The organism is Streptomyces sp. NPDC015127, from assembly GCF_043080095.1.
Lineage (GTDB): Bacteria > Actinomycetota > Actinomycetes > Streptomycetales > Streptomycetaceae > Streptomyces.
In genome coordinates, this window is record NZ_JBIBVE010000018.1 from 93,371 (window position 1) to 110,106 (window position 16,736).

The window sequence follows — 16,736 nt, forward strand, 5'->3', positions numbered from 1 at the left end:
ACCCCGGGCCCCACCAGGCACGGGGGCGGGTGCGGAGGAAGCCATGGTAGTTTCGTATCTCGGACGCAGCCGTTGTATGCTGCTCCGGTTGCCCGATGAGAATCGGGCCATTTCCCCGGCAAGCCACTTCAGATTCTGATTCCGGCACGCCGGATTTCACTGTAAGTGCATCTGAAGTCTTTGGAGTGACCCGTGGCTGCCAACTGCGACGTCTGCGGCAAGGGGCCGGGCTTCGGCAACAACATTTCGCACTCGCACCGCCGTACGTCCCGTCGCTGGAACCCGAACATCCAGCGCGTGCGTGCCGTGGTCGGTCGGACGCCGAAGCGGCTCAACGTCTGCACCTCGTGCATCAAGGCCGGCAAGGTCTCGCGCTAACCGCGACGTTTCGTCGTAGCGCAGCCCCTGCGGTTGCCTTGAAAGCCGGTCCACCTCGGTGGACCGGCTTTTCGCCTTTCCCGCTAGCGGAATCGCCAGCCGTGGTCGACCGGGCCGATGCCCGCGCCCAGCGCGAAGCCGGCCGCGATCGCCCCGGTGACGTACTCCTTGGCCGCCCGTACGGCCTCCGGCACGGCCATTCCCCTGGCCAGCCCCGACGCGACCGCCGACGCCAGCGTGCAGCCGGTGCCGTGCGTGTGCCGGTTGTCGAGGCGATCGGCGCGCAGCCAGTGCTCCTCGCTTCCGTCGGTGAGCAGGTCGACGGCGTCCCCGGCGAGATGCCCGCCCTTGATCAGCGCCCAGCGCGGTCCGAATCCGAGGACGGCGTCGGCGGCCCGGCGCATGCCCGGCTCGTCGTGCACCTCGATGCCGGTGAGCTGGGCGACCTCGTCGAGGTTCGGGGTGGCCACGGTGGCCGTGGGCAGCAGCTTGGTGCGTACGGAGTCGAGCGCGGAGGCCGCCAGCAGCGGGTCCCCGTGCTTGGAGACACCGACGGGATCGACGACCACGGGGGCGTCGGTGGCGGCGAGCAGCTCGGCGACGGTCTCGACGAGTTCGGCGGAGGCCAGCATGCCGGTCTTCACGGCCTGCACGCCGATGTCGTCGACGACGCTGCGGTACTGGGCCCGTACCGCCTCCACGGGCAGCTCCCACGCGCCCTGCACCCCGGTGGAGTTCTGGGCGGTGACGGCGGTCAGCACGCTCATGCCGTGGACGCCGAGCGCGAGCATGGTCTTGAGGTCGGCCTGTATGCCGGCACCGCCGCCGGAGTCGGACCCGGCGACGGTGAGCACGCGAGGGGGCTGAGACATGCCCCCGAATCTACTGGGCGTCCGAAACCGGCAGGCGCCCGCCTCCACCGGGGAATCCGGAGCCGCAGAACCTGAGCTACGGGGCGTCGGGCTGCCTGCCGTCCTCGATGTCCCCGAAGTGGTCCCAGCCGCCCTTGCTGGTCCACGGTGCGCCGTCGACGGTCACCTGGGGCAGCGCCGACGGGTTGAGCACCTCCCCGATCACCTTCCAGCGGGCGGGCAGCTTGGCGTCCGGCGGGAACGTCGCGACGATCGCGTGGTCCTCTCCCCCGGTCAGCACCCACTGGAGCGGGTCGACACCGACGGCCTGGCCGATGTCGTTCATCTGCGAGGGGATGTCGATCAGCCCGGAGCGCAGGTCGATGCGGACCTTGCTGGCCTCGGCGATGTGCCCGAGGTCGGCGACGAGTCCGTCGCTGACGTCGCACATGGCGGTGGCGCCGAGCCCGGCGGCCGCGGGGCCCGCGTGGTACGGCGGCTCGGGCCGCCGGTGCGCCTCGACGAAGGCGCGCGGCGAGCGGAAGCCGCGTGAGAGCACCGCGTGCCCGGCCGCGGACCAGCCGAGCCAGCCGGTGTAGGCGACGACGTCGCCGGGCTGGGCGCCCGCGCGGGTCACCGGCTCGTGGTTGCGCAGGTCGCCGAGCGCAGTGATCGCGACGGTGATCACGTCGCCGCGTACGACGTCGCCCCCGACGACGGCCGCCCCGGCGACCTGGCACTCGTCCCGGATGCCGTCCATGAGCTCGGTGGCCCAGGTGACGGGGAGCTCGGCGGGGACGACGAGCCCGAGGAGAAGGGCGGTCGGGACCGCGCCCATGGCCGCGATGTCGGCCAGATTCTGGGCGGCGGCCTTGCGCCCGACGTCGTACGCCGTCGACCAGTCGCGGCGGAAGTGCCGGCCCTCCAGCAGCAGGTCCGTGCTCGCCACGACCCGCCGGTCGGGTGCGGCCACGACCGCGGCGTCGTCGCCGGGTCCCAGCCGCACCGCGGGGGTGGAGGTGAGCCGGGAGGTGAGCTCCCTGATGAGCCCGAACTCCCCCAACTCGCCCACAGTGCCCTTCACCGAGGTTCACCTCTCCGCATTGTCGATGTGTCCGATATATCCGATGTGTTCGACGTGTCGGCGGCCGCTCCGGAGGACCGCGCACTGCGGTCGCGGGCCGTCACGGCCGTCGGTACCGTCAAGAGATACGTCAACTTCTGTTCTGTGTACGCCACGCTGCGGGCGCCGTCGGCCGCGCGGGTCTCCCCGTGGCCCGCGACGACGCGATACCGTGGCGACCCTTCTCCTTGGGATCTCCCCACCGACGGTAGGGGGCATGATCCTGCTGCCGCCCTGGAGGTTCCGTGGTACAGGCGTACATCCTCATTCAGACCGAGGTGGGCAAGGCGTCGACGGTCGCCGAGACCATCGGCAAGATCAACGGCGTGATCCAGGCCGAGGATGTGACCGGCCCCTACGACGTCATTGTGCGCGCCCAGGCCGACACGGTCGACGAACTGGGTCGCATGGTGGTCGCCAAGGTCCAGCAAGTCGACGGCATCACCCGCACCCTCACCTGCCCGGTCGTCCACCTCTAGCCCCCGTCTACCCTTGGCCGGTGACGTCTTTCGACCGCCGGCCCCTTGTCCTGTCCGCCGCCGCGCTCCTGGTGGCCGCCGCGGGCTGCTCCTCCAGCGACGCATCGGCGTCGGCGGCGGTTCCCAGCCCCCCGGCCCAGGAAGCCGCCCTGTGCCGTGCGCTCGACCGAGCACTGCCGCGGTCGGTCGCGGGACAGGAACGTGAGGATCCCGAGCCCGCGTCCGAACTCACCGCCGGCTGGGGCGATGCCGCGATCGTACTGCGCTGCGGTGTGCCCCGGCCGGAGAGGATGTCCGATCCGCAGGCGCAGGGGGTCGAGGTGAACGGCGTCAACTGGCTGCTGGAGGAGCGCGACGACGGTCCGCGCTTCACCACGACGTACCGCAGAACCTACGTCGAGGTCACCCTCGGCAAGCAGTACCTGCACGACGCGAGCCCGCTCACGGATCTGGCCGGGCCCGTCGCGAAGACGGTCCCGGCCACGCTGTGATCCGGCTGCGGACTACCGCAGTCCGGTGGAGCGGTTCAATGCCGCCTGGATGAGGCGGTCCACCAGCTCGGTGTAGGACACGCCGCTCTCCTGCCACATCCGCGGGTACATGGAGATGGGTGTGAAGCCCGGCATGGTGTTGATCTCGTTGATGACGAACTCGCCGTCCTCCGTGAGGAAGAAGTCCGCGCGCACGAGGCCCTCGCAGGAGGCGGCGTCGAACGCCTCGACCGCGAGCCGCTGCACCTCGGCCGTCTGCTCCTCGGTCAGCGGCGCGGGCACCAGACCGGGCGCCGAGTCGATGTACTTGGCCTCGAAGTCGTAGAAGTCGTGCGAGGAGACGGGCGGGATCTCGGCGGGCACGCTGGCGCGCGGGCCGTCCTCGAACTCGAGCACGCCGCACTCGATCTCACGCCCGCGCAGCAGCGACTCCACCAGGATCTTGGGATCGTGGCGCTGCGCCTCGGCGATCGCGTCGTCGAGTCCGGCGAGGCCGTCGACCTTGGTGATGCCCATCGAGGAGCCGCCGCGTGCGGGCTTGATGAACAGCGGCCAGCCGTGCTCGCCGGCGAAGTCAACGATCTTCTTGCGGGCGGCGGCCGGGTCGGCCGCCCACTCGCGCGGGCGGATCACCTCGTAGGGGCCGACGGGCAGGCCGAAGGAGAGGAAGACCCGCTTCATGTACTCCTTGTCCTGGCCGACGGCCGAGGCGAGCACGCCCGAGCCGACGTACGGGACGCCGGAGAGCTCCAGCAGACCCTGGAGCGTGCCGTCCTCGCCGTACGGGCCGTGCAGCATCGGGAAGACGACGTCGACCTCGCCGAGCGCCTTGGGCACGGAGCCGGGCTCGCTGTAGACGACCTCGCGGCTGCCGGGGTCGACGGAGAGCACCACGCCGCCCTCGTCGGACTCGGCCAGTTCCTCGACACTGGGCGTGCGGCGCTCGGTGATCGCCATCCGCTCCGGCTCGTCGGCGGTCAGAGCCCACCGGCCGTCGCTGGTGATGCCGATCGGCAGCACGTCGTACTTGGTGCGGTCGATGGCCCGCAGCACCGCGCCCGCGGTGACCACGGAGATCCCGTGTTCGGAGCTGCGGCCGCCGAAGACGACGGCTACGCGCGGCTTGCGGAGCTGCTGCTCGGGGCTCTGGGGGAGGTTCTCGGTGCTCATATCGCGATGAGACTACCCGCTGGTTCCTGACCCGTCAGCGCCGCTCGGACTTGGCGGCGCGGGACATCAGCTCCTTGAGCGCGACGACCGGCGGCTTCCCCTCGTGGACGATGTCGACGACCGTCTCCGTGATGGGCATGTCGACATCGTGCCGGCGCGCCAGATCGAGCACCGACTCGCAGGACTTGACTCCTTCCGCGGTCTGCTTGGTGACGGCGATGGTCTCCTGGAGCGTCATACCGCGGCCGAGGTTGGTGCCGAAGGTGTGGTTCCGCGACAGGGGCGAGGAGCAGGTGGCGACGAGGTCGCCGAGGCCGGCGAGTCCCGAGAAGGTGAGCGGGTCGGCGCCCATGGCGAGGCCGAGGCGCGTGGTCTCGGCGAGCCCGCGGGTGATGAGCGATCCCTTGGCGTTGTCCCCGAGTCCCATGCCGTCGGCGATGCCGACGGCGAGCCCGATGACGTTCTTCACAGCGCCGCCCAGTTCGCAGCCGACGACGTCGGTGTTGGTGTACGGGCGGAAGTACGGGGTGTGGCAGGCGGACTGCAGCCGCCGGGCCACGGCCTCGTCGCGGCAGGCGACCACGGCGGCGGCCGGCATGCGGCAGGCGATCTCCTTGGCCAGATTGGGGCCGGTGACCACGGCGACGCGGTCGGCGGGCACCTCGGCCACCTCCTCGATGACCTCGCTCATCCGCTTCGCGGTGCCCAGTTCGACGCCCTTCATCAGCGAGACGAGGACGGTGTCCGGGGCCAGTTTCGGGGCCCAGGCGGCGAGATTGCCGCGCAGCGTCTGGGAGGGGACGGCGAGGACGGTGAAGTCGGCGCCCTGAAGGGCCTCGGCCGCGTCGGTGGTGGCCCGCAGGTTCTGCGGGAGCTCGATGCCCGGCAGGTAGTCCGGGTTGGTACGGGTGGTGTTGATGGCGTCGGCGAGTTCGGCACGGCGGCCCCAGAGGGTGACGTCGCAGCCCGCGTCGGCGAGGACCATGCCGAACGCGGTGCCCCACGAGCCCGTTCCGAAGACGGCTGCCTTGACGGGCTGTGTCACTTCACTTCCTCCCCGGCGGCCTTGCGGCGCTGCTCGGCACGCACTTCGCGCAGATCGTACGGTTTCTCGGGCGCCTTCTCGCCGCGGATCTCCTCCAGCAGCGCGGTGATCGCGGCCATGATCTCCTCGGTCGCGGCCTTGAGCACCTCGGGCGTGGGGTCCTGGCCGTAGAAGCGCGTGAGGTCGACGGGCGGGCCGGCCAGAACCCGGAGCGTCTTGCGGGGGAAGAAGCGGACCTTCTTCTCCTTGGCGTACGGCGGCATCGCCAAGTTGGCGCCCCACTGGGCGATCGGGATGACCGGCGCCTTGGTCTGCAGGGCGGCGCGGGCCACTCCGGTCTTCGCGGTCATCGGCCACTGGCCGGGGTCGCGGGTGAGGGTGCCCTCGGGGTAGAAGGCCACGCATTCGCCGCGCTCCACGGCGTCGACGGCGGCGCGGAAGGCGCCGACCGCGTTCGAGGACTCGCGGAAGACGGGAATCTGGCCCGTGCCGCGCAGCATCAGTCCGACACCGGGCGCCTTGAAGAGGGCGGCCTTGGCCAGGAAGCGCGGCACTCGTCCGGTGTTGTACTGGAAGTGCCCGTAGGAGAACATGTCGAGGTACGAGTTGTGATTGATGGCGGTGATGAATCCGCCCTCGTCCGGAATGTGTTCCATTCCCCGCCAGTCCCGCTTGAACAGAAGCAACAGCGGCGGCTTGGCGATGACCGCCGCCAGGCGGTACCAGAAGCCGATTCTACGGCGGGACACTCGGACACCTTCCTCTACGACCGGGCTATTGCCTGGCTGCTGGGGGTCAAGTGTCGCCCCACGCCCCTGGTCTGTCGAGGACACGGTACGCCCCGCCACCACACCCCGGCCCTCGGGCCCTGCGCCGTCCCGGGCGACAATGAGGCCCCCACGCGCACGGACGGAGAGCCCGCCACGGACACGAAGCCGACCTTCCTGTGGTCCTTGATCGTCCCGCTGAAGCCCCTTGCGCTCGCCAAGAGCAGGCTGGGCGACGCCGCGGACGACGCGCTGCGGCCGCGCCTCGCGCTCGCCTTCGCCCAGGACACCGTGGCCGCGGCGCTGGCCTGTCCGGCAGTGCGCGATGTGGTGGTCGTCACGGACGACCCGGCGGCCGGGGCGGCGCTGACGGCGCTCGGGGCGCGGATCGTGCCGGACGCGCCCGCGGCGGGCCTGAACGCGGCGCTGGCGCACGGCGCGCAGTCGGTGCGCGCCCGGCGCCCGGCGGCGCCGGTCGCCGCGCTCAACGCCGATCTGCCGGCATTGCGGCCGCGTGAATTGACTCGGGTACTGGCCGCGGCTTCGGTATTTACCCGGGCATTTCTGGCGGATGCCGCGGGAATCGGCACGACATTGCTGAGCGCGCTGCCGGGAGTGGAATTGCGCCCGGCTTTCGGGGGCCCTTCACGCCGTCGGCATTTGGCATCGGGCGCCACGGAAATCCTGGTCGGCGGTGTCGATTCCGTGCGCCGGGACGTGGACACGGCAGCCGATCTGTCGGTCGCGCTGGCGCTCGGGGTCGGCCCGCGGACCAGCCGGCGGCTCACGGCGGGCGCACCCGCGCCGGACGGCCTCTAGCGGCCGCCGGACCCTGTCCGCCGCGCGACTGTCGGCCCCGTAGGCTGGGCGCATGCAGGCGACCTCGTACACGTACGACCCCGAGACCCGCAGCGGGAGTGTGCTGCTCGACGACGGCACCCCGGTGCAATTCGACGCCGCCGCCTTCGACGCGGGCGGTCTGCGGCTGCTGCGTCCCGGTCAGCGGGTGCGGATCGAGACCGAGGGCGAGGGCGAGGCGCGCCGGATCACCCTGGTGACGCTGCAGACGTTCTGACGCCGGGCGCACACGCCGCGGGCCGGTCTCCCCAGGGGGAGACCGGCCCGGCGCGTGAGTGGCCCTGTGACCTTGTACCGCTTGCGTCCGCCTACTTCTTGCGGGCGGTGGTCTTCTTGGCGGTGGTCTTGCGCGCCGTCGCCTTCTTGGCGGGCGCCTTCTTCGCGGTGGCCTTCTTGGCGGGAGCGGTCTTCTTCGCCGTCGCCTTCTTGGCCGCGGCCTTCGCCGGTGCCGCCTTCTTGGCGGCCGCGGCGGTCTTCGCGGGGGCCGCCTTCTTGGCAGTGGTCTTCTTCGCCGTGGCCTTCTTGGCCGGGGCCGCCTTCTTGGCGGTGGTCTTCTTCGCCGTGGCCTTCTTGGCGGCGGCCTTCTTGGCCGCGGCCTTGGCGGTCGTACGGGTCGGAGCCCCACCGGAAAGACTGCCCTTGGGGGCCTTCTTGACCGAGACCTCGCCTCCCTTGGGGAGCTTCTTCGTGCCGCTGACCAGGTCCTTGAAGCCCTGGCCCGCACGGAATCGCGGAACGGACGTCTTCTTGACCCGCACGCGCTCACCCGTCTGCGGGTTGCGCGCGTAACGGGCGGGACGGTCGACCTTCTCGAACGAACCGAAGCCGGTGACCGACACCCGGTCTCCGGCGACTGTCGCGCGGACGATCGCGTCAAGCACCGCGTCGACAGCGTCAGCGGCCTGCTGACGGCCGCCGAGCTTGTCGGCAATCGCTTCTACGAGCTGCGCCTTGTTCACGTCTTCCCCTTCGGAGACATTTGGCCGGAACGATTGCGTCCAGGCTTTTTCGCACGTTAGGCAGATATATACCGCAAATCAAACACGAAACGGGCTAATCACCCTAGTGCCGCAACGAAGTCGACCTCCGCGGAGTTCTGAGGTCAGTCACCTTCAGGGAATCGGCCCTCGTCGAGGTCCTTCATCAACCGGTCCAGACGCCTTGCCGCGTCCGGGAGATCGTGCTTCGCCGCTGCCGTGACGACCAGCAGCTTCCGGGACAGCGCCATCCTTACGCCCTCCGGGACTTGCAGTGCGCGCACTCTTGTGTGCGCTTCCTTCAATCGGGCCGCGACCGCCTCGTAGAGCTCGAGTTGGCTGTCACGTTCCATGCACCGATTGTGCCATCTGGGGCGAGTTGTCGCCCGACAGGGTCTCAACATGCGGCTGCGCCCTCCACCCGCGGGTGGAGGGCGCAGTACGGGAAAAGCGCTGCTCAGGCGTGCGTCGTACGGGGTTTGAACGACGGTCGGGCCGCCTCGTACGCCGCGATGTCCGCTTCGTTCTGAAGGGTGAGGCTGATGTCGTCGAGGCCGTTCAGCAGTCGCCAGCGGGCGTTCTCGTCGAGCTCGAAGTCGGCGGAGATTCCCGGGGCGAGGACCTTTCGCTGCTCCAGGTCCACCGTGATCTCCACGGTCGGGTCCGCCTCGGTCAGCTGCCAGAGCGCCTCCACGGTCTCCTGGTCGAGAACGACGGTCAGCAGGCCGCTCTTGAGGGAGTTGCCGCGGAAGATGTCGGCGAACCGGGACGAGATGACGGTCTTGAATCCGTAGTTCTGCAGGGCCCACACGGCGTGCTCGCGCGAGGAGCCGGTGCCGAAGTCGGGGCCGGCGACGAGCACCGAGGCGCCCTGGCGCTCGGGCCGGTTGAGCACGAACTCGGGGTCCTTGCGCCAGGCCTCGAACAGCCCGTCCTCGAACCCGTCGCGGGTGACCCGCTTCAGCCAGTGCGCGGGGATGATCTGGTCGGTGTCGACGTTGCTGCGGCGCAGCGGAACGGCCCGGCCGGTGTGCGTGGTGAAAGCTTCCATGGTTCCTCAGACCCCCGCGGGCGTGGAGAGATCGGCGCCGGACAGGTCGGCCGGCGAGGCCAGACGGCCGAGCACCGCGGTGGCGGCGGCGACCTGCGGCGAGACCAGGTGCGTACGGCCGCCCTTGCCCTGCCTGCCCTCGAAGTTGCGGTTGGAGGTGGACGCGGAACGCTCGCCGGGGGCCAGCTGGTCGGGGTTCATGCCCAGACACATGGAGCAGCCCGCGTGCCGCCATTCGGCACCCGCGGCGGTGAAGACCTTGTCCAGGCCCTCCTCGACCGCCTGCAGGGCGACCCGGACGGAGCCCGGGACGACCAGCATCCGTACGCCGTCGGCGACTTTGCGCCCGTCCAGGATCCCGGCGGCCGAGCGCAGGTCCTCGATACGGCCGTTGGTGCACGAGCCTACGAAGACGGTGTCGACCTTGATGTCGCGCAGCGGCTGCCCGGCGGTCAACCCCATGTACTCCAGGGCCTTTTCGGCCGCCAGGCGCTCCGAAGCGTCCTCGTACGAAGCCGGGTCGGGGACGTTCGCCGACAGGGGCGCGCCCTGGCCGGGGTTGGTGCCCCAGGTGACGAACGGGGCCAGTTCGGCGGCGTCGATGAACACCTCGGCGTCGAAGACGGCGTCGTCGTCCGTGCGCAGCGTCTCCCAGTACGCGACCGCGGCGTCCCAGTCCTCGCCCTGGGGAGCGTGGTCGCGGCCCTTCAGGTAGTCGAACGTGGTCCGGTCCGGGGCGATCATGCCTGCCCGGGCACCGGCCTCGATCGACATGTTGCAGATGGTCATCCGGGCCTCCATCGAGAGCTTCTCGATGGCGGAGCCGCGGTACTCGATGACATAGCCCTGGCCGCCGCCGGTGCCGATCCTGGCGATGATGGCCAGGATCAGGTCCTTGGCGGTGACGCCGTCCGGCAGGTCGCCCTCGACCGTGATGGCCATGGTCTTGGGACGGGCCATCGGCAGCGTCTGGGTGGCCAGCACGTGCTCCACCTGGGAGGTGCCGATACCGAAGGCCAGCGCGCCGAAGGCGCCGTGGGTGGAGGTGTGCGAGTCGCCGCAGACGACCGTGGTGCCGGGCTGGGTCAGGCCCAGCTGGGGCCCCACGACGTGCACGACGCCCTGCTCGACATCGCCCAGCGGGTGCAGCCGGACACCGAACTCGGCGCAGTTCCTGCGCAGGGTCTCCAGCTGTGCGCGGGAGACCGGGTCGGCGATCGGCTTGTCGATGTCGATGGTCGGGGTGTTGTGGTCCTCGGTGGCGATGGTGAGGTCGAGGCGCCGCACCGGGCGACCGTTCTTGCGCAGACCGTCGAAGGCCTGCGGACTGGTCACCTCGTGCAGCAGGTGCAGATCGATGAAGAGGAGGTCGGGCTCGCCCTCGGCGCGCCGGACGACATGGTCGTCCCAGACCTTCTCTGCGAGTGTCCTACCCATCGCTTTCCCTCCGGCCGGCTGCGCCGCCGACGCAACTAAGGATCTTGTGCACTGCCCGTTGGTCCGCGGGCCGCACCTACAGCGTCGCAAGATCCCTCGAAAATTGAACTTGCGTTTCACAGAGTGAGACGCGAGTATCGTTGCATGGACAACTCTAGCGGCGTCGGTGTTCTCGACAAGGCGGCCCTTGTCTTGAGCGCCCTGGAGTCCGGTCCGGCCACCCTCGCGGGTCTGGTCGCGGCCACGGGACTCGCACGACCCACGGCCCATCGCCTGGCCGTGGCACTGGAACACCACCGTATGGTGGCGAGGGACATGCAGGGCCGGTTCATCCTCGGACCGCGGCTGGCGGAGCTCGCCGCCGCGGCCGGCGAGGACCGGCTGCTGGCCACAGCCGGACCTGTGCTCACACATCTGCGCGACGTGACCGGCGAGAGCGCCCAGCTCTACCGCCGGCAGGGAGACATGCGCATCTGCGTGGCGGCGGCCGAGCGGCTGTCCGGACTGCGGGACACGGTGCCCGTCGGCTCCACGCTCACGATGAAGGCCGGCTCCTCGGCGCAGATCCTCATGGCCTGGGAGGAGCCCGAGCGCCTGCACCGCGGGCTTCAGGGCGCCCGCTTCACGGCGACGGCCCTCTCGGGCGTACGGCGCCGGGGCTGGGCCCAGTCGATCGGCGAGCGCGAGCCGGGCGTGGCCTCGGTCTCCGCTCCCGTGCGGGGCCCGTCGAACCGGGTGGTGGCCGCCGTCTCGGTCTCCGGACCGGTCGAGCGCCTGACTCGCCATCCCGGGCGTATGCACGCCCAGGCCGTCATCGACGCCGCCGCGCGCCTGAGCGAGGCGCTGCGCCGCTCCGGCTGACCCTCCGCACGACAGCGTCGCATCGGCCGGCCGGCCCCTCCAACGCCGCAGGGGCCGGCCGGAGGTGTTTCCGGTGCCTGCCGGGTGCAGCATGGAGATACCTGCCGAGCGACGGAGGTGCAGGACCATGGCCGAGTTCATGGATGTACACCACGGAATGAAGGGCATCACGAGCGACCAGCTCAGGGAGGCGCACCGTGCGGACCTCGCGATCGAGGGCGAGGAGGGCGTGCACTTCAAGCAGGCCTGGGCGGACCCGGAGTCGGGCACCGTCTACTGCCTGTCCGAGGGCCCGTCGGCGGACGCCGTGCAGCGCATACACGAGCGCACGGGCCACCCCGCCGACGAGATCCACGCGGTGCCCCTGACCGTATGAGCCCCTGCGCGAAGCCTCCGGCGCCGCGGGCGACGGAGGCTTCGCCGTGGACGGCCCCCTACGCCCTCCGGGACCACCCGGCGTCGCCGAACTCGGGCCGTGCGCACGGCAGATGGGGCCGTCGCGAGGAATGCCGAAAGGGCCCTCCACTTGCGTGGAGGACCCCTTCGGTCTCTGTACCCCCGACCGGATTCGAACCGGCGCTACCGCCTTGAGAGGGCGGCGTGCTAGGCCGCTACACAACGGGGGCAAGATCGCGATCCATCAGCTGGATCCGCTGGGCTACCAGGACTCGAACCTAGACTAAATGAACCAGAATCACTCGTGCTGCCAATTACACCATAGCCCATGGTGGTTTAGACCAGTACCCCCGACCGGATTCGAACCGGCGCTACCGCCTTGAGAGGGCGGCGTGCTAGGCCGCTACACAACGGGGGCCCTAGCGATCCTGCATCGTCATACACCGGGTGCGACCCTGGTGATCACGCGGGAAGGATCTGTACCCCCGACCGGATTCGAACCGGCGCTACTGCCTTGAGAGGGCAGCGTGCTAGGCCGCTACACAACGGGGGCTTTGCAGATGAGCTCTGCGAGCTGGCCTACCAGGACTCGAACCTAGACTAACTGAACCAGAATCAGTCGTGCTGCCAATTACACCATAGGCCACCAAAACGCAACCCCCGGTGGGGATATTGTTCGGGTTTGCGCTTCCGGTTCCGGCCCTTTCGGCCCGCTCCCCTTGGCGCAGGAAGAACATTACCCGAAGGTGGACGGCGCTCCAAAACGGGTATCGCCGCTCAGCAGCGCGGGCAGCTGGTCGAGACCGGTGATCCGGGTGAGCTCCGGTCTGCCGCCCAGGCCCCCGCGGTCGAGCCAGATCCCGGTGAGTCCCGCCTCGACGGCGCCTCGGGCGTCGATGTCCGGCTGGTCACCGACGTACGCGACCTCGTGCGGGGCGAGGCCGATGACCTCGCAGGCTCCGAGGAAGGCAGCGGCGTCGGGTTTGGAGACGCCGAGCTCCACCGCGCACACGACGGCCTCGAAGCGGTCCCGCACACCGAGGATGCGCAGCTTGCGGTCCTGGTTGTGGATGCTGGAGTTCGACAGGACGGCGTGACGGTAGTCACGGGCGAGCAGATCGAGCACGGGGACGGCGTCGGGGAACAGCTCCCAGGCGGCCTCGTAGTGCTCGACGTGCCGGCCGAACCAGGCATCGGCCTCGTCGTCGCTCATCCCCGGCGCGCCGAGGAACTGCCGGACCCTGTCACGGCGCTGCCCCGTGAACGTGGTCTCCCCGGCGGCGAAGCGGGCCCACTGGATCTCGGTGATCTCCCGCCATGCGACGAGGGCCTGCTCGACGGAGTCGTATCCGCCGGGCAGGCCCTCGTTCCGCAGGTGCTCGCGCATGCCGGCGCGGTCGGCGCTCGCGTAGTCGAAGATCGTGTCGTCGATGTCCCAGAGGACGGCGCGGATCGGCATGATCCGACCGTACCGCCACGAGCCCGCCCGGCTGGGGGTTCGGGGGTCATCCCCCGATGAACGCCGTGTCGATGGCCCGGAGGACGGCGCGGATCGGCATGATCCGACCGTACCGCCACGAGCCCGCCCGGGCAGGGGTTCGGGGCCGGGGCTCAGGCCAGGGCCTCGGGCGGGACCACGAAGAAGTCCGTCACGAAGCAGACGATCCCGCCCGAGGCGTCGCGGCCGACCCAGGTCGGGTACGCGCCGTCGCCCCAGCCGGAGCTGAAGGCGACCAGGTTGTGGCCGGTGTCCGGGGCCACGATCGTGTGCGGGCCCAGGTGGGCGTCCTCCCCGTCGAAGGCGTCCCACAGCGGGCCCTCGTCGCCCTCGCACTCGGGGAACGACTCGTCGCACGAGGCGTCGTAGAAGCAGCCGGTTCCGGCGTCGACGCCGTAGCCGAAGAACTCGTCCTCGGAGAGCTCCGAGAGGTCCTGGCCGGCTTGGAGGCCGATCTCCCAGGAGGCCGGGGGCGTGTCCTCGATCACCAGGCGCGCGGCGGCGATCCGCTGGTGCGGGGTGTCGGAGGGCTCCTCGTCGGGTCGCGTGAGGGTGGCCACGGCGCACTCCACCCGGTACCGGCCGGGAGCGACCTCGGCCGTGAACGGCTCGACCTCGCCGTGCCCGAGGGAGATGAACGGGTCGCAGGCCACGACACGGCCGGTGGGCAGCCACAGCTCCCCCGCCTCGGTGACCGACATCGTGCCGGCGACCCCGTTCTCCTCCTGGAAGCGGTTGCCCGGCGTGAAGTGCCAGGAGAAGTCGGGCGCGGGCATGGGCATGCTGGTCCCCCAGGGAGCCGAGACGATCGGGATCGCCCCGAACACTAGTCCCGCGCTCCGACAACGCCGAAGGGGCGGCGGCCTCTTCGGCCACCGCCCCTTCGGGCACCGTGCTTACGCCGCGAGCTTCGCCAGCGCCGCGTCGATGCGGGCCAGGGTCCGCTCCTTGCCCAGGATCTCCAGGGACTCGAACAGCGGCAGGCCCACCGTGCGGCCGGTGACCGCGACGCGGACCGGGGCCTGGGCCTTGCCGAGCTTGAGGCCGTGGGCCTCACCGGCGGCCAGGACGGCCTCCTTGAGGGACTCGGGGCTCGACCAGTCGGCGGTCTCGAGCTTCTCGCGGGCGGTGGTCAGCAGCGCGACCGGCTCGCCCTTCATCGCCTTGGTCCACGACGCCTCGTCCTCCACCGGCTCCTTCAGGAACAGGAAGTCGACGTTGGCCGTGATGTCCGAGAGGACCGTGAGCCGGGTCTGCGCGTGCGGGGCGATCGCCTCCCAGGCGGCCCGGTCGAAGTCCTCGGGCGCCCAGTTGGCGTGCGGGGCCTTCAGCCACGGCTCGCACGCCTCGGTGAACGTCTTCACGTCCAGCATGCGGATGTGGTCGGCGTTGATCGCCTCGGCCTTCTTCAGGTCGAAACGCGCGGGGTTGGCGTTGACGTCCGCGAGGTCGAACTTCGCGACCATCTCCGGGATGGTGAAGATGTCCTGATCGGCCGAGAACGACCAGCCGAGCAGGGACAGGTAGTTGAGCAGGCCCTCGGGGAGGAAGCCGCGCTCGCGGTAGAGGTTGAGCGATGCCTGCGGGTCGCGCTTGGACAGCTTCTTGTTGCCCTCGCCCATGACGTACGGCAGGTGGCCGAAGGAGGGGATCCCCTTGGCGACGCCCAGCTCGATCAGGGCCTTGTAGAGCGCGATCTGGCGGGGCGTGGAGGAGAGCAGGTCCTCGCCGCGCAGTACGTGGGTGATCTCCATCAGCGCGTCGTCGACCGGGTTGACGAGCGTGTAGAGCGGGGCGCCGTTGGCGCGGACGATGCCGTAGTCCGGGACGTTGTCCGGCGTGAACGTCAGCTCGCCGCGCACCAGGTCGGTGAAGGTGATCGGCTCGTCGGGCATCTTGAAGCGCACGATGGACTCGCGGCCCTCGGCGTCGTACGCGGCCCGCTGCTCGGCGGTCAGCGTGCGGCACTTGCCGTCGTAACCGGAGGGGCGGCCGGCGGCGCGGGCGGCGTCGCGACGCGCCTCCAGCTCCAGCGCGGTGCAGTAGCAGTGGTACGCGTACCCGCCGGCGATCAGCTTGTCGGCGACATCCCGGTAGATGTCCATCCGCTGGGACTGGCGGTAGGGGCCGTGGGGGCCGCCCACTTCAGGGCCCTCGTCCCAGTCGAGCCCGAGCCAGCGCAGCGAGTCGAGCAGCTGGTGGTACGACTCCTCGGAGTCGCGGGCCGCGTCGGTGTCCTCGATGCGGAAGACCATGGTGCCGCCGGTGTGCCGGGCGTAGGCCCAGTTGAACAGGGCGGTGCGGACCAGGCCCACATGGGGGTTGCCGGTCGGGGACGGACAGAAACGTACTCGGACGTTCGCGTTAGCCACGCTTGATCACCTTGTTGGTGAGAGTGCCGATGCCTTCGATGGTGACGGCGACCTCGTCGCCGACGTTCAGGGGGCCGACCCCCGCGGGGGTGCCCGTGAGGACGACGTCGCCCGGGAGCAGCGTCATGGCCTCGGTGATGTGCACGATCAGGTCCTCGACGGACCGGATCATCTCGCTCGTACGCCCCAGTTGGCGCTGTTCGCCGTTGACCGTGCACTGGATCGTCAGGTCGGCGGGGTCGAGGTCGGTCTCCACCCAGGGGCCGAGCGGGCAGGCGGTGTCGAAGCCCTTGGCCCTGGCCCACTGCTTCTCGCGCTGCTGGACGTCGCGCGCGGTGACGTCGTTGGCGCAGGTGTAGCCGAAGATCACGTCCTTGACGCGTTCGCGCGGGACTTCGCGGCACATGCGGCCGATGACGACGGCGAGCTCGGCCTCGTGGTGGAGGTCGTTCGAGAACGAGGGGTACTCGATGGCGTCGCCGGAGCCGATCACGGAGGTGGTGGGCTTGAAGAAGGCGATGGGGGCCTCGGGGACCTCGTTGCCGAGCTCCGCCGCGTGCTCCGCGTAGTTGCGGCCGATGGCCACGACCTTGTTGGGGAGCACGGGGGGCAGCAGCCGGACCTTGCTCAGCGGGACCTTGGTGCCCGAGAGTGCGAAGTCCGCGTACGGAATGCCCTTGATGATGTCGAGGAGGAGGCCGTCGGGGCCTTCCTCGACCGCGCCGAAGGCGACATTGCCGTCGATGGAGAACCTGGCGATGCGCACGGGTTGCTGCCGCCCCTCACTGTGACTCGCTGACCGGCCCACTCGCTGACGCTCGCTGAACCGGAGACTGACGCTCCAGGCTAACGCGGCGGGAGCTGCCTGCCTCGCGCATCCCGCCGCGGGCGGGGAGTCACCCGGTGGCTTCCGCCGCGGGCGGGGGTTCACCCCGCGGCGTGGGGGTCCCCCCGGCGAAGCCAGGGGGAGAGCCGAAGGGGC

The 16,736-nt window shown here is 70.3% G+C and carries 20 protein-coding genes and 5 tRNA genes; 7 read left to right on the plus strand and 18 right to left on the minus strand.

From position 1 onward, the window contains the following. Positions 1–192 precede the first annotated feature (192 nt). Complete coding sequence (gene rpmB / locus ACF08N_RS30645) at positions 193–378, plus strand: 50S ribosomal protein L28 (RefSeq protein ID WP_003957616.1); 186 nt, start codon at positions 193–195, stop codon at positions 376–378. 83 nt (positions 379–461) lie between these two features. On the opposite strand, the gene thiD is transcribed toward rpmB, so the two are convergent. Together thiD and ACF08N_RS30655 are read right to left on the minus strand one after the other, a co-directional pair. After that, entirely contained in the window at positions 462–1,250 is a 789-nt protein-coding gene (gene thiD, locus ACF08N_RS30650; RefSeq protein ID WP_392327970.1) for a bifunctional hydroxymethylpyrimidine kinase/phosphomethylpyrimidine kinase, read from the minus strand. Positions 1,251–1,326: 76 nt separating this feature from the next. Continuing rightward, positions 1,327–2,313, minus strand: a complete 987-nt coding sequence (locus ACF08N_RS30655) for a thiamine-phosphate kinase (protein WP_392327971.1) — start codon at positions 2,311–2,313, stop codon at positions 1,327–1,329. 284 nt (positions 2,314–2,597) lie between these two features. Between ACF08N_RS30655 and ACF08N_RS30660 the strand changes: the two genes are divergently transcribed. Beyond that, on the plus strand, positions 2,598–2,831 hold the full coding sequence (locus ACF08N_RS30660) for an Lrp/AsnC ligand binding domain-containing protein (RefSeq protein ID WP_392327972.1): 234 nt from the start codon (positions 2,598–2,600) through the stop codon (positions 2,829–2,831). A 20-nt stretch (positions 2,832–2,851) separates the two neighbouring features. Continuing rightward, positions 2,852–3,322: a DUF3515 domain-containing protein gene (locus ACF08N_RS30665; protein ID WP_392327973.1), complete on the plus strand. Its 471-nt coding sequence runs from the start codon at positions 2,852–2,854 to the stop codon at positions 3,320–3,322. Positions 3,323–3,334: 12 nt separating this feature from the next. On the opposite strand, the gene ACF08N_RS30670 is transcribed toward ACF08N_RS30665, so the two are convergent. Genes ACF08N_RS30670 through ACF08N_RS30680 form a run of 3 tightly spaced genes read right to left on the minus strand, consistent with a single transcriptional unit; the run spans position 3,335 to position 6,286 of the window. Then, a complete protein-coding gene (locus ACF08N_RS30670; protein ID WP_392327974.1) occupies positions 3,335–4,492 on the minus strand; it encodes a D-alanine--D-alanine ligase family protein in 1,158 nt (385 codons plus the stop codon). A gap of 34 nt (positions 4,493–4,526) precedes the next feature. After that, positions 4,527–5,537 (minus strand): NAD(P)H-dependent glycerol-3-phosphate dehydrogenase, encoded by a 1,011-nt coding sequence (locus ACF08N_RS30675; protein WP_392327975.1) that lies wholly within the window; start codon positions 5,535–5,537, stop codon positions 4,527–4,529. Beyond that, entirely contained in the window at positions 5,534–6,286 is a 753-nt protein-coding gene (locus ACF08N_RS30680) for a lysophospholipid acyltransferase family protein (protein ID WP_392327976.1), read from the minus strand. The genes ACF08N_RS30675 and ACF08N_RS30680 overlap by 4 nt, the downstream gene beginning before the upstream one ends. Before the next feature lie 204 nt (positions 6,287–6,490). Between ACF08N_RS30680 and cofC the strand changes: the two genes are divergently transcribed. Together cofC and ACF08N_RS30690 are read left to right on the plus strand one after the other, a co-directional pair. After that, positions 6,491–7,123, plus strand: a complete 633-nt coding sequence (cofC, locus tag ACF08N_RS30685; protein ID WP_392327977.1) for a 2-phospho-L-lactate guanylyltransferase — start codon at positions 6,491–6,493, stop codon at positions 7,121–7,123. 52 nt (positions 7,124–7,175) lie between these two features. After that, positions 7,176–7,379: a hypothetical protein gene (locus ACF08N_RS30690; protein ID WP_392327978.1), complete on the plus strand. Its 204-nt coding sequence runs from the start codon at positions 7,176–7,178 to the stop codon at positions 7,377–7,379. 91 nt (positions 7,380–7,470) lie between these two features. Here ACF08N_RS30690 and ACF08N_RS30695 read toward each other — a convergent pair whose 3' ends face one another. The 4 genes from ACF08N_RS30695 to leuC form a co-directional block, all read right to left on the minus strand. Continuing rightward, positions 7,471–8,121, minus strand: a complete 651-nt coding sequence (locus tag ACF08N_RS30695) for an HU family DNA-binding protein (RefSeq protein ID WP_392327979.1) — start codon at positions 8,119–8,121, stop codon at positions 7,471–7,473. A 143-nt stretch (positions 8,122–8,264) separates the two neighbouring features. Further along, a complete protein-coding gene (locus ACF08N_RS30700; RefSeq protein ID WP_142213448.1) occupies positions 8,265–8,492 on the minus strand; it encodes a hypothetical protein in 228 nt (75 codons plus the stop codon). 104 nt (positions 8,493–8,596) lie between these two features. Beyond that, positions 8,597–9,190, minus strand: coding sequence for a 3-isopropylmalate dehydratase small subunit (gene leuD / locus ACF08N_RS30705; RefSeq protein ID WP_392327980.1), 594 nt, complete (start codon positions 9,188–9,190; stop codon positions 8,597–8,599). A gap of 6 nt (positions 9,191–9,196) precedes the next feature. Beyond that, on the minus strand, positions 9,197–10,627 hold the full coding sequence (leuC, locus tag ACF08N_RS30710; protein ID WP_392327981.1) for a 3-isopropylmalate dehydratase large subunit: 1,431 nt from the start codon (positions 10,625–10,627) through the stop codon (positions 9,197–9,199). Positions 10,628–10,771: 144 nt separating this feature from the next. Between leuC and ndgR the strand changes: the two genes are divergently transcribed. Together ndgR and ACF08N_RS30720 are read left to right on the plus strand one after the other, a co-directional pair. Continuing rightward, positions 10,772–11,488: an IclR family transcriptional regulator NdgR gene (gene ndgR, locus ACF08N_RS30715; RefSeq protein WP_392327982.1), complete on the plus strand. Its 717-nt coding sequence runs from the start codon at positions 10,772–10,774 to the stop codon at positions 11,486–11,488. 127 nt (positions 11,489–11,615) lie between these two features. Continuing rightward, complete coding sequence (locus ACF08N_RS30720; RefSeq protein WP_392327983.1) at positions 11,616–11,864, plus strand: SCO4226 family nickel-binding protein; 249 nt, start codon at positions 11,616–11,618, stop codon at positions 11,862–11,864. Between the two features lie 177 nt (positions 11,865–12,041). Here ACF08N_RS30720 and ACF08N_RS30725 read toward each other — a convergent pair. From ACF08N_RS30725 to ACF08N_RS30765, 9 genes are all read right to left on the minus strand, one after another. Then, positions 12,042–12,114, minus strand: a tRNA-Glu gene (locus tag ACF08N_RS30725). Positions 12,115–12,141: 27 nt separating this feature from the next. After that, positions 12,142–12,213: transfer RNA gene (locus ACF08N_RS30730), tRNA-Gln, on the minus strand. 16 nt (positions 12,214–12,229) lie between these two features. Then, positions 12,230–12,302, minus strand: a tRNA-Glu gene (locus tag ACF08N_RS30735). A 62-nt stretch (positions 12,303–12,364) separates the two neighbouring features. Then, positions 12,365–12,437, minus strand: a tRNA-Glu gene (locus tag ACF08N_RS30740). Positions 12,438–12,458: 21 nt separating this feature from the next. After that, positions 12,459–12,530: transfer RNA gene (locus ACF08N_RS30745), tRNA-Gln, on the minus strand. Between the two features lie 90 nt (positions 12,531–12,620). After that, the gene (locus ACF08N_RS30750) at positions 12,621–13,343 is read right to left on the minus strand and encodes an HAD family hydrolase (RefSeq protein ID WP_392327984.1); all 723 of its coding nucleotides are present in this window, start codon (positions 13,341–13,343) and stop codon (positions 12,621–12,623) included. Positions 13,344–13,495: 152 nt separating this feature from the next. Continuing rightward, positions 13,496–14,164, minus strand: a complete 669-nt coding sequence (locus ACF08N_RS30755; protein WP_392327985.1) for a DUF4241 domain-containing protein — start codon at positions 14,162–14,164, stop codon at positions 13,496–13,498. 114 nt (positions 14,165–14,278) lie between these two features. Next, on the minus strand, positions 14,279–15,754 hold the full coding sequence (gene gltX, locus ACF08N_RS30760; RefSeq protein WP_392327986.1) for a glutamate--tRNA ligase: 1,476 nt from the start codon (positions 15,752–15,754) through the stop codon (positions 14,279–14,281). After that, positions 15,747–16,520 carry a fumarylacetoacetate hydrolase family protein gene (locus tag ACF08N_RS30765; RefSeq protein ID WP_392327987.1) on the minus strand — a complete coding sequence of 258 codons (774 nt, stop codon included), beginning with the start codon at positions 16,518–16,520 and terminating at the stop codon, positions 15,747–15,749. Before ACF08N_RS30765 ends, gltX begins: the two co-directional genes overlap by 8 nt. Positions 16,521–16,736 lie beyond the last annotated feature (216 nt).

Excerpts from the sequence above, each read along its gene's own strand:
- thiD (WP_392327970.1), bottom strand. The coding sequence starts at position 1,250 with ATGTCTCAGCCCCCTCGCGTGCTCACCGTCGCCGGGTCCGACTCCGGC.
- ACF08N_RS30670 (WP_392327974.1), bottom strand. The coding sequence starts at position 4,492 with ATGAGCACCGAGAACCTCCCCCAGAGCCCCGAGCAGCAGCTCCGCAAG.
- ACF08N_RS30720 (WP_392327983.1), top strand. The coding sequence starts at position 11,616 with ATGGCCGAGTTCATGGATGTACACCACGGAATGAAGGGCATCACGAGC.
- ACF08N_RS30690 (WP_392327978.1), top strand. The coding sequence starts at position 7,176 with ATGCAGGCGACCTCGTACACGTACGACCCCGAGACCCGCAGCGGGAGT.
- ndgR (WP_392327982.1), top strand. The coding sequence starts at position 10,772 with ATGGACAACTCTAGCGGCGTCGGTGTTCTCGACAAGGCGGCCCTTGTC.
- leuD (WP_392327980.1), bottom strand. The coding sequence starts at position 9,190 with ATGGAAGCTTTCACCACGCACACCGGCCGGGCCGTTCCGCTGCGCCGC.
- leuC (WP_392327981.1), bottom strand. The coding sequence starts at position 10,627 with ATGGGTAGGACACTCGCAGAGAAGGTCTGGGACGACCATGTCGTCCGG.
- ACF08N_RS30700 (WP_142213448.1), bottom strand. The coding sequence starts at position 8,492 with ATGGAACGTGACAGCCAACTCGAGCTCTACGAGGCGGTCGCGGCCCGA.
- ACF08N_RS30755 (WP_392327985.1), bottom strand. The coding sequence starts at position 14,164 with ATGCCCATGCCCGCGCCCGACTTCTCCTGGCACTTCACGCCGGGCAAC.
- ACF08N_RS30750 (WP_392327984.1), bottom strand. The coding sequence starts at position 13,343 with ATGCCGATCCGCGCCGTCCTCTGGGACATCGACGACACGATCTTCGAC.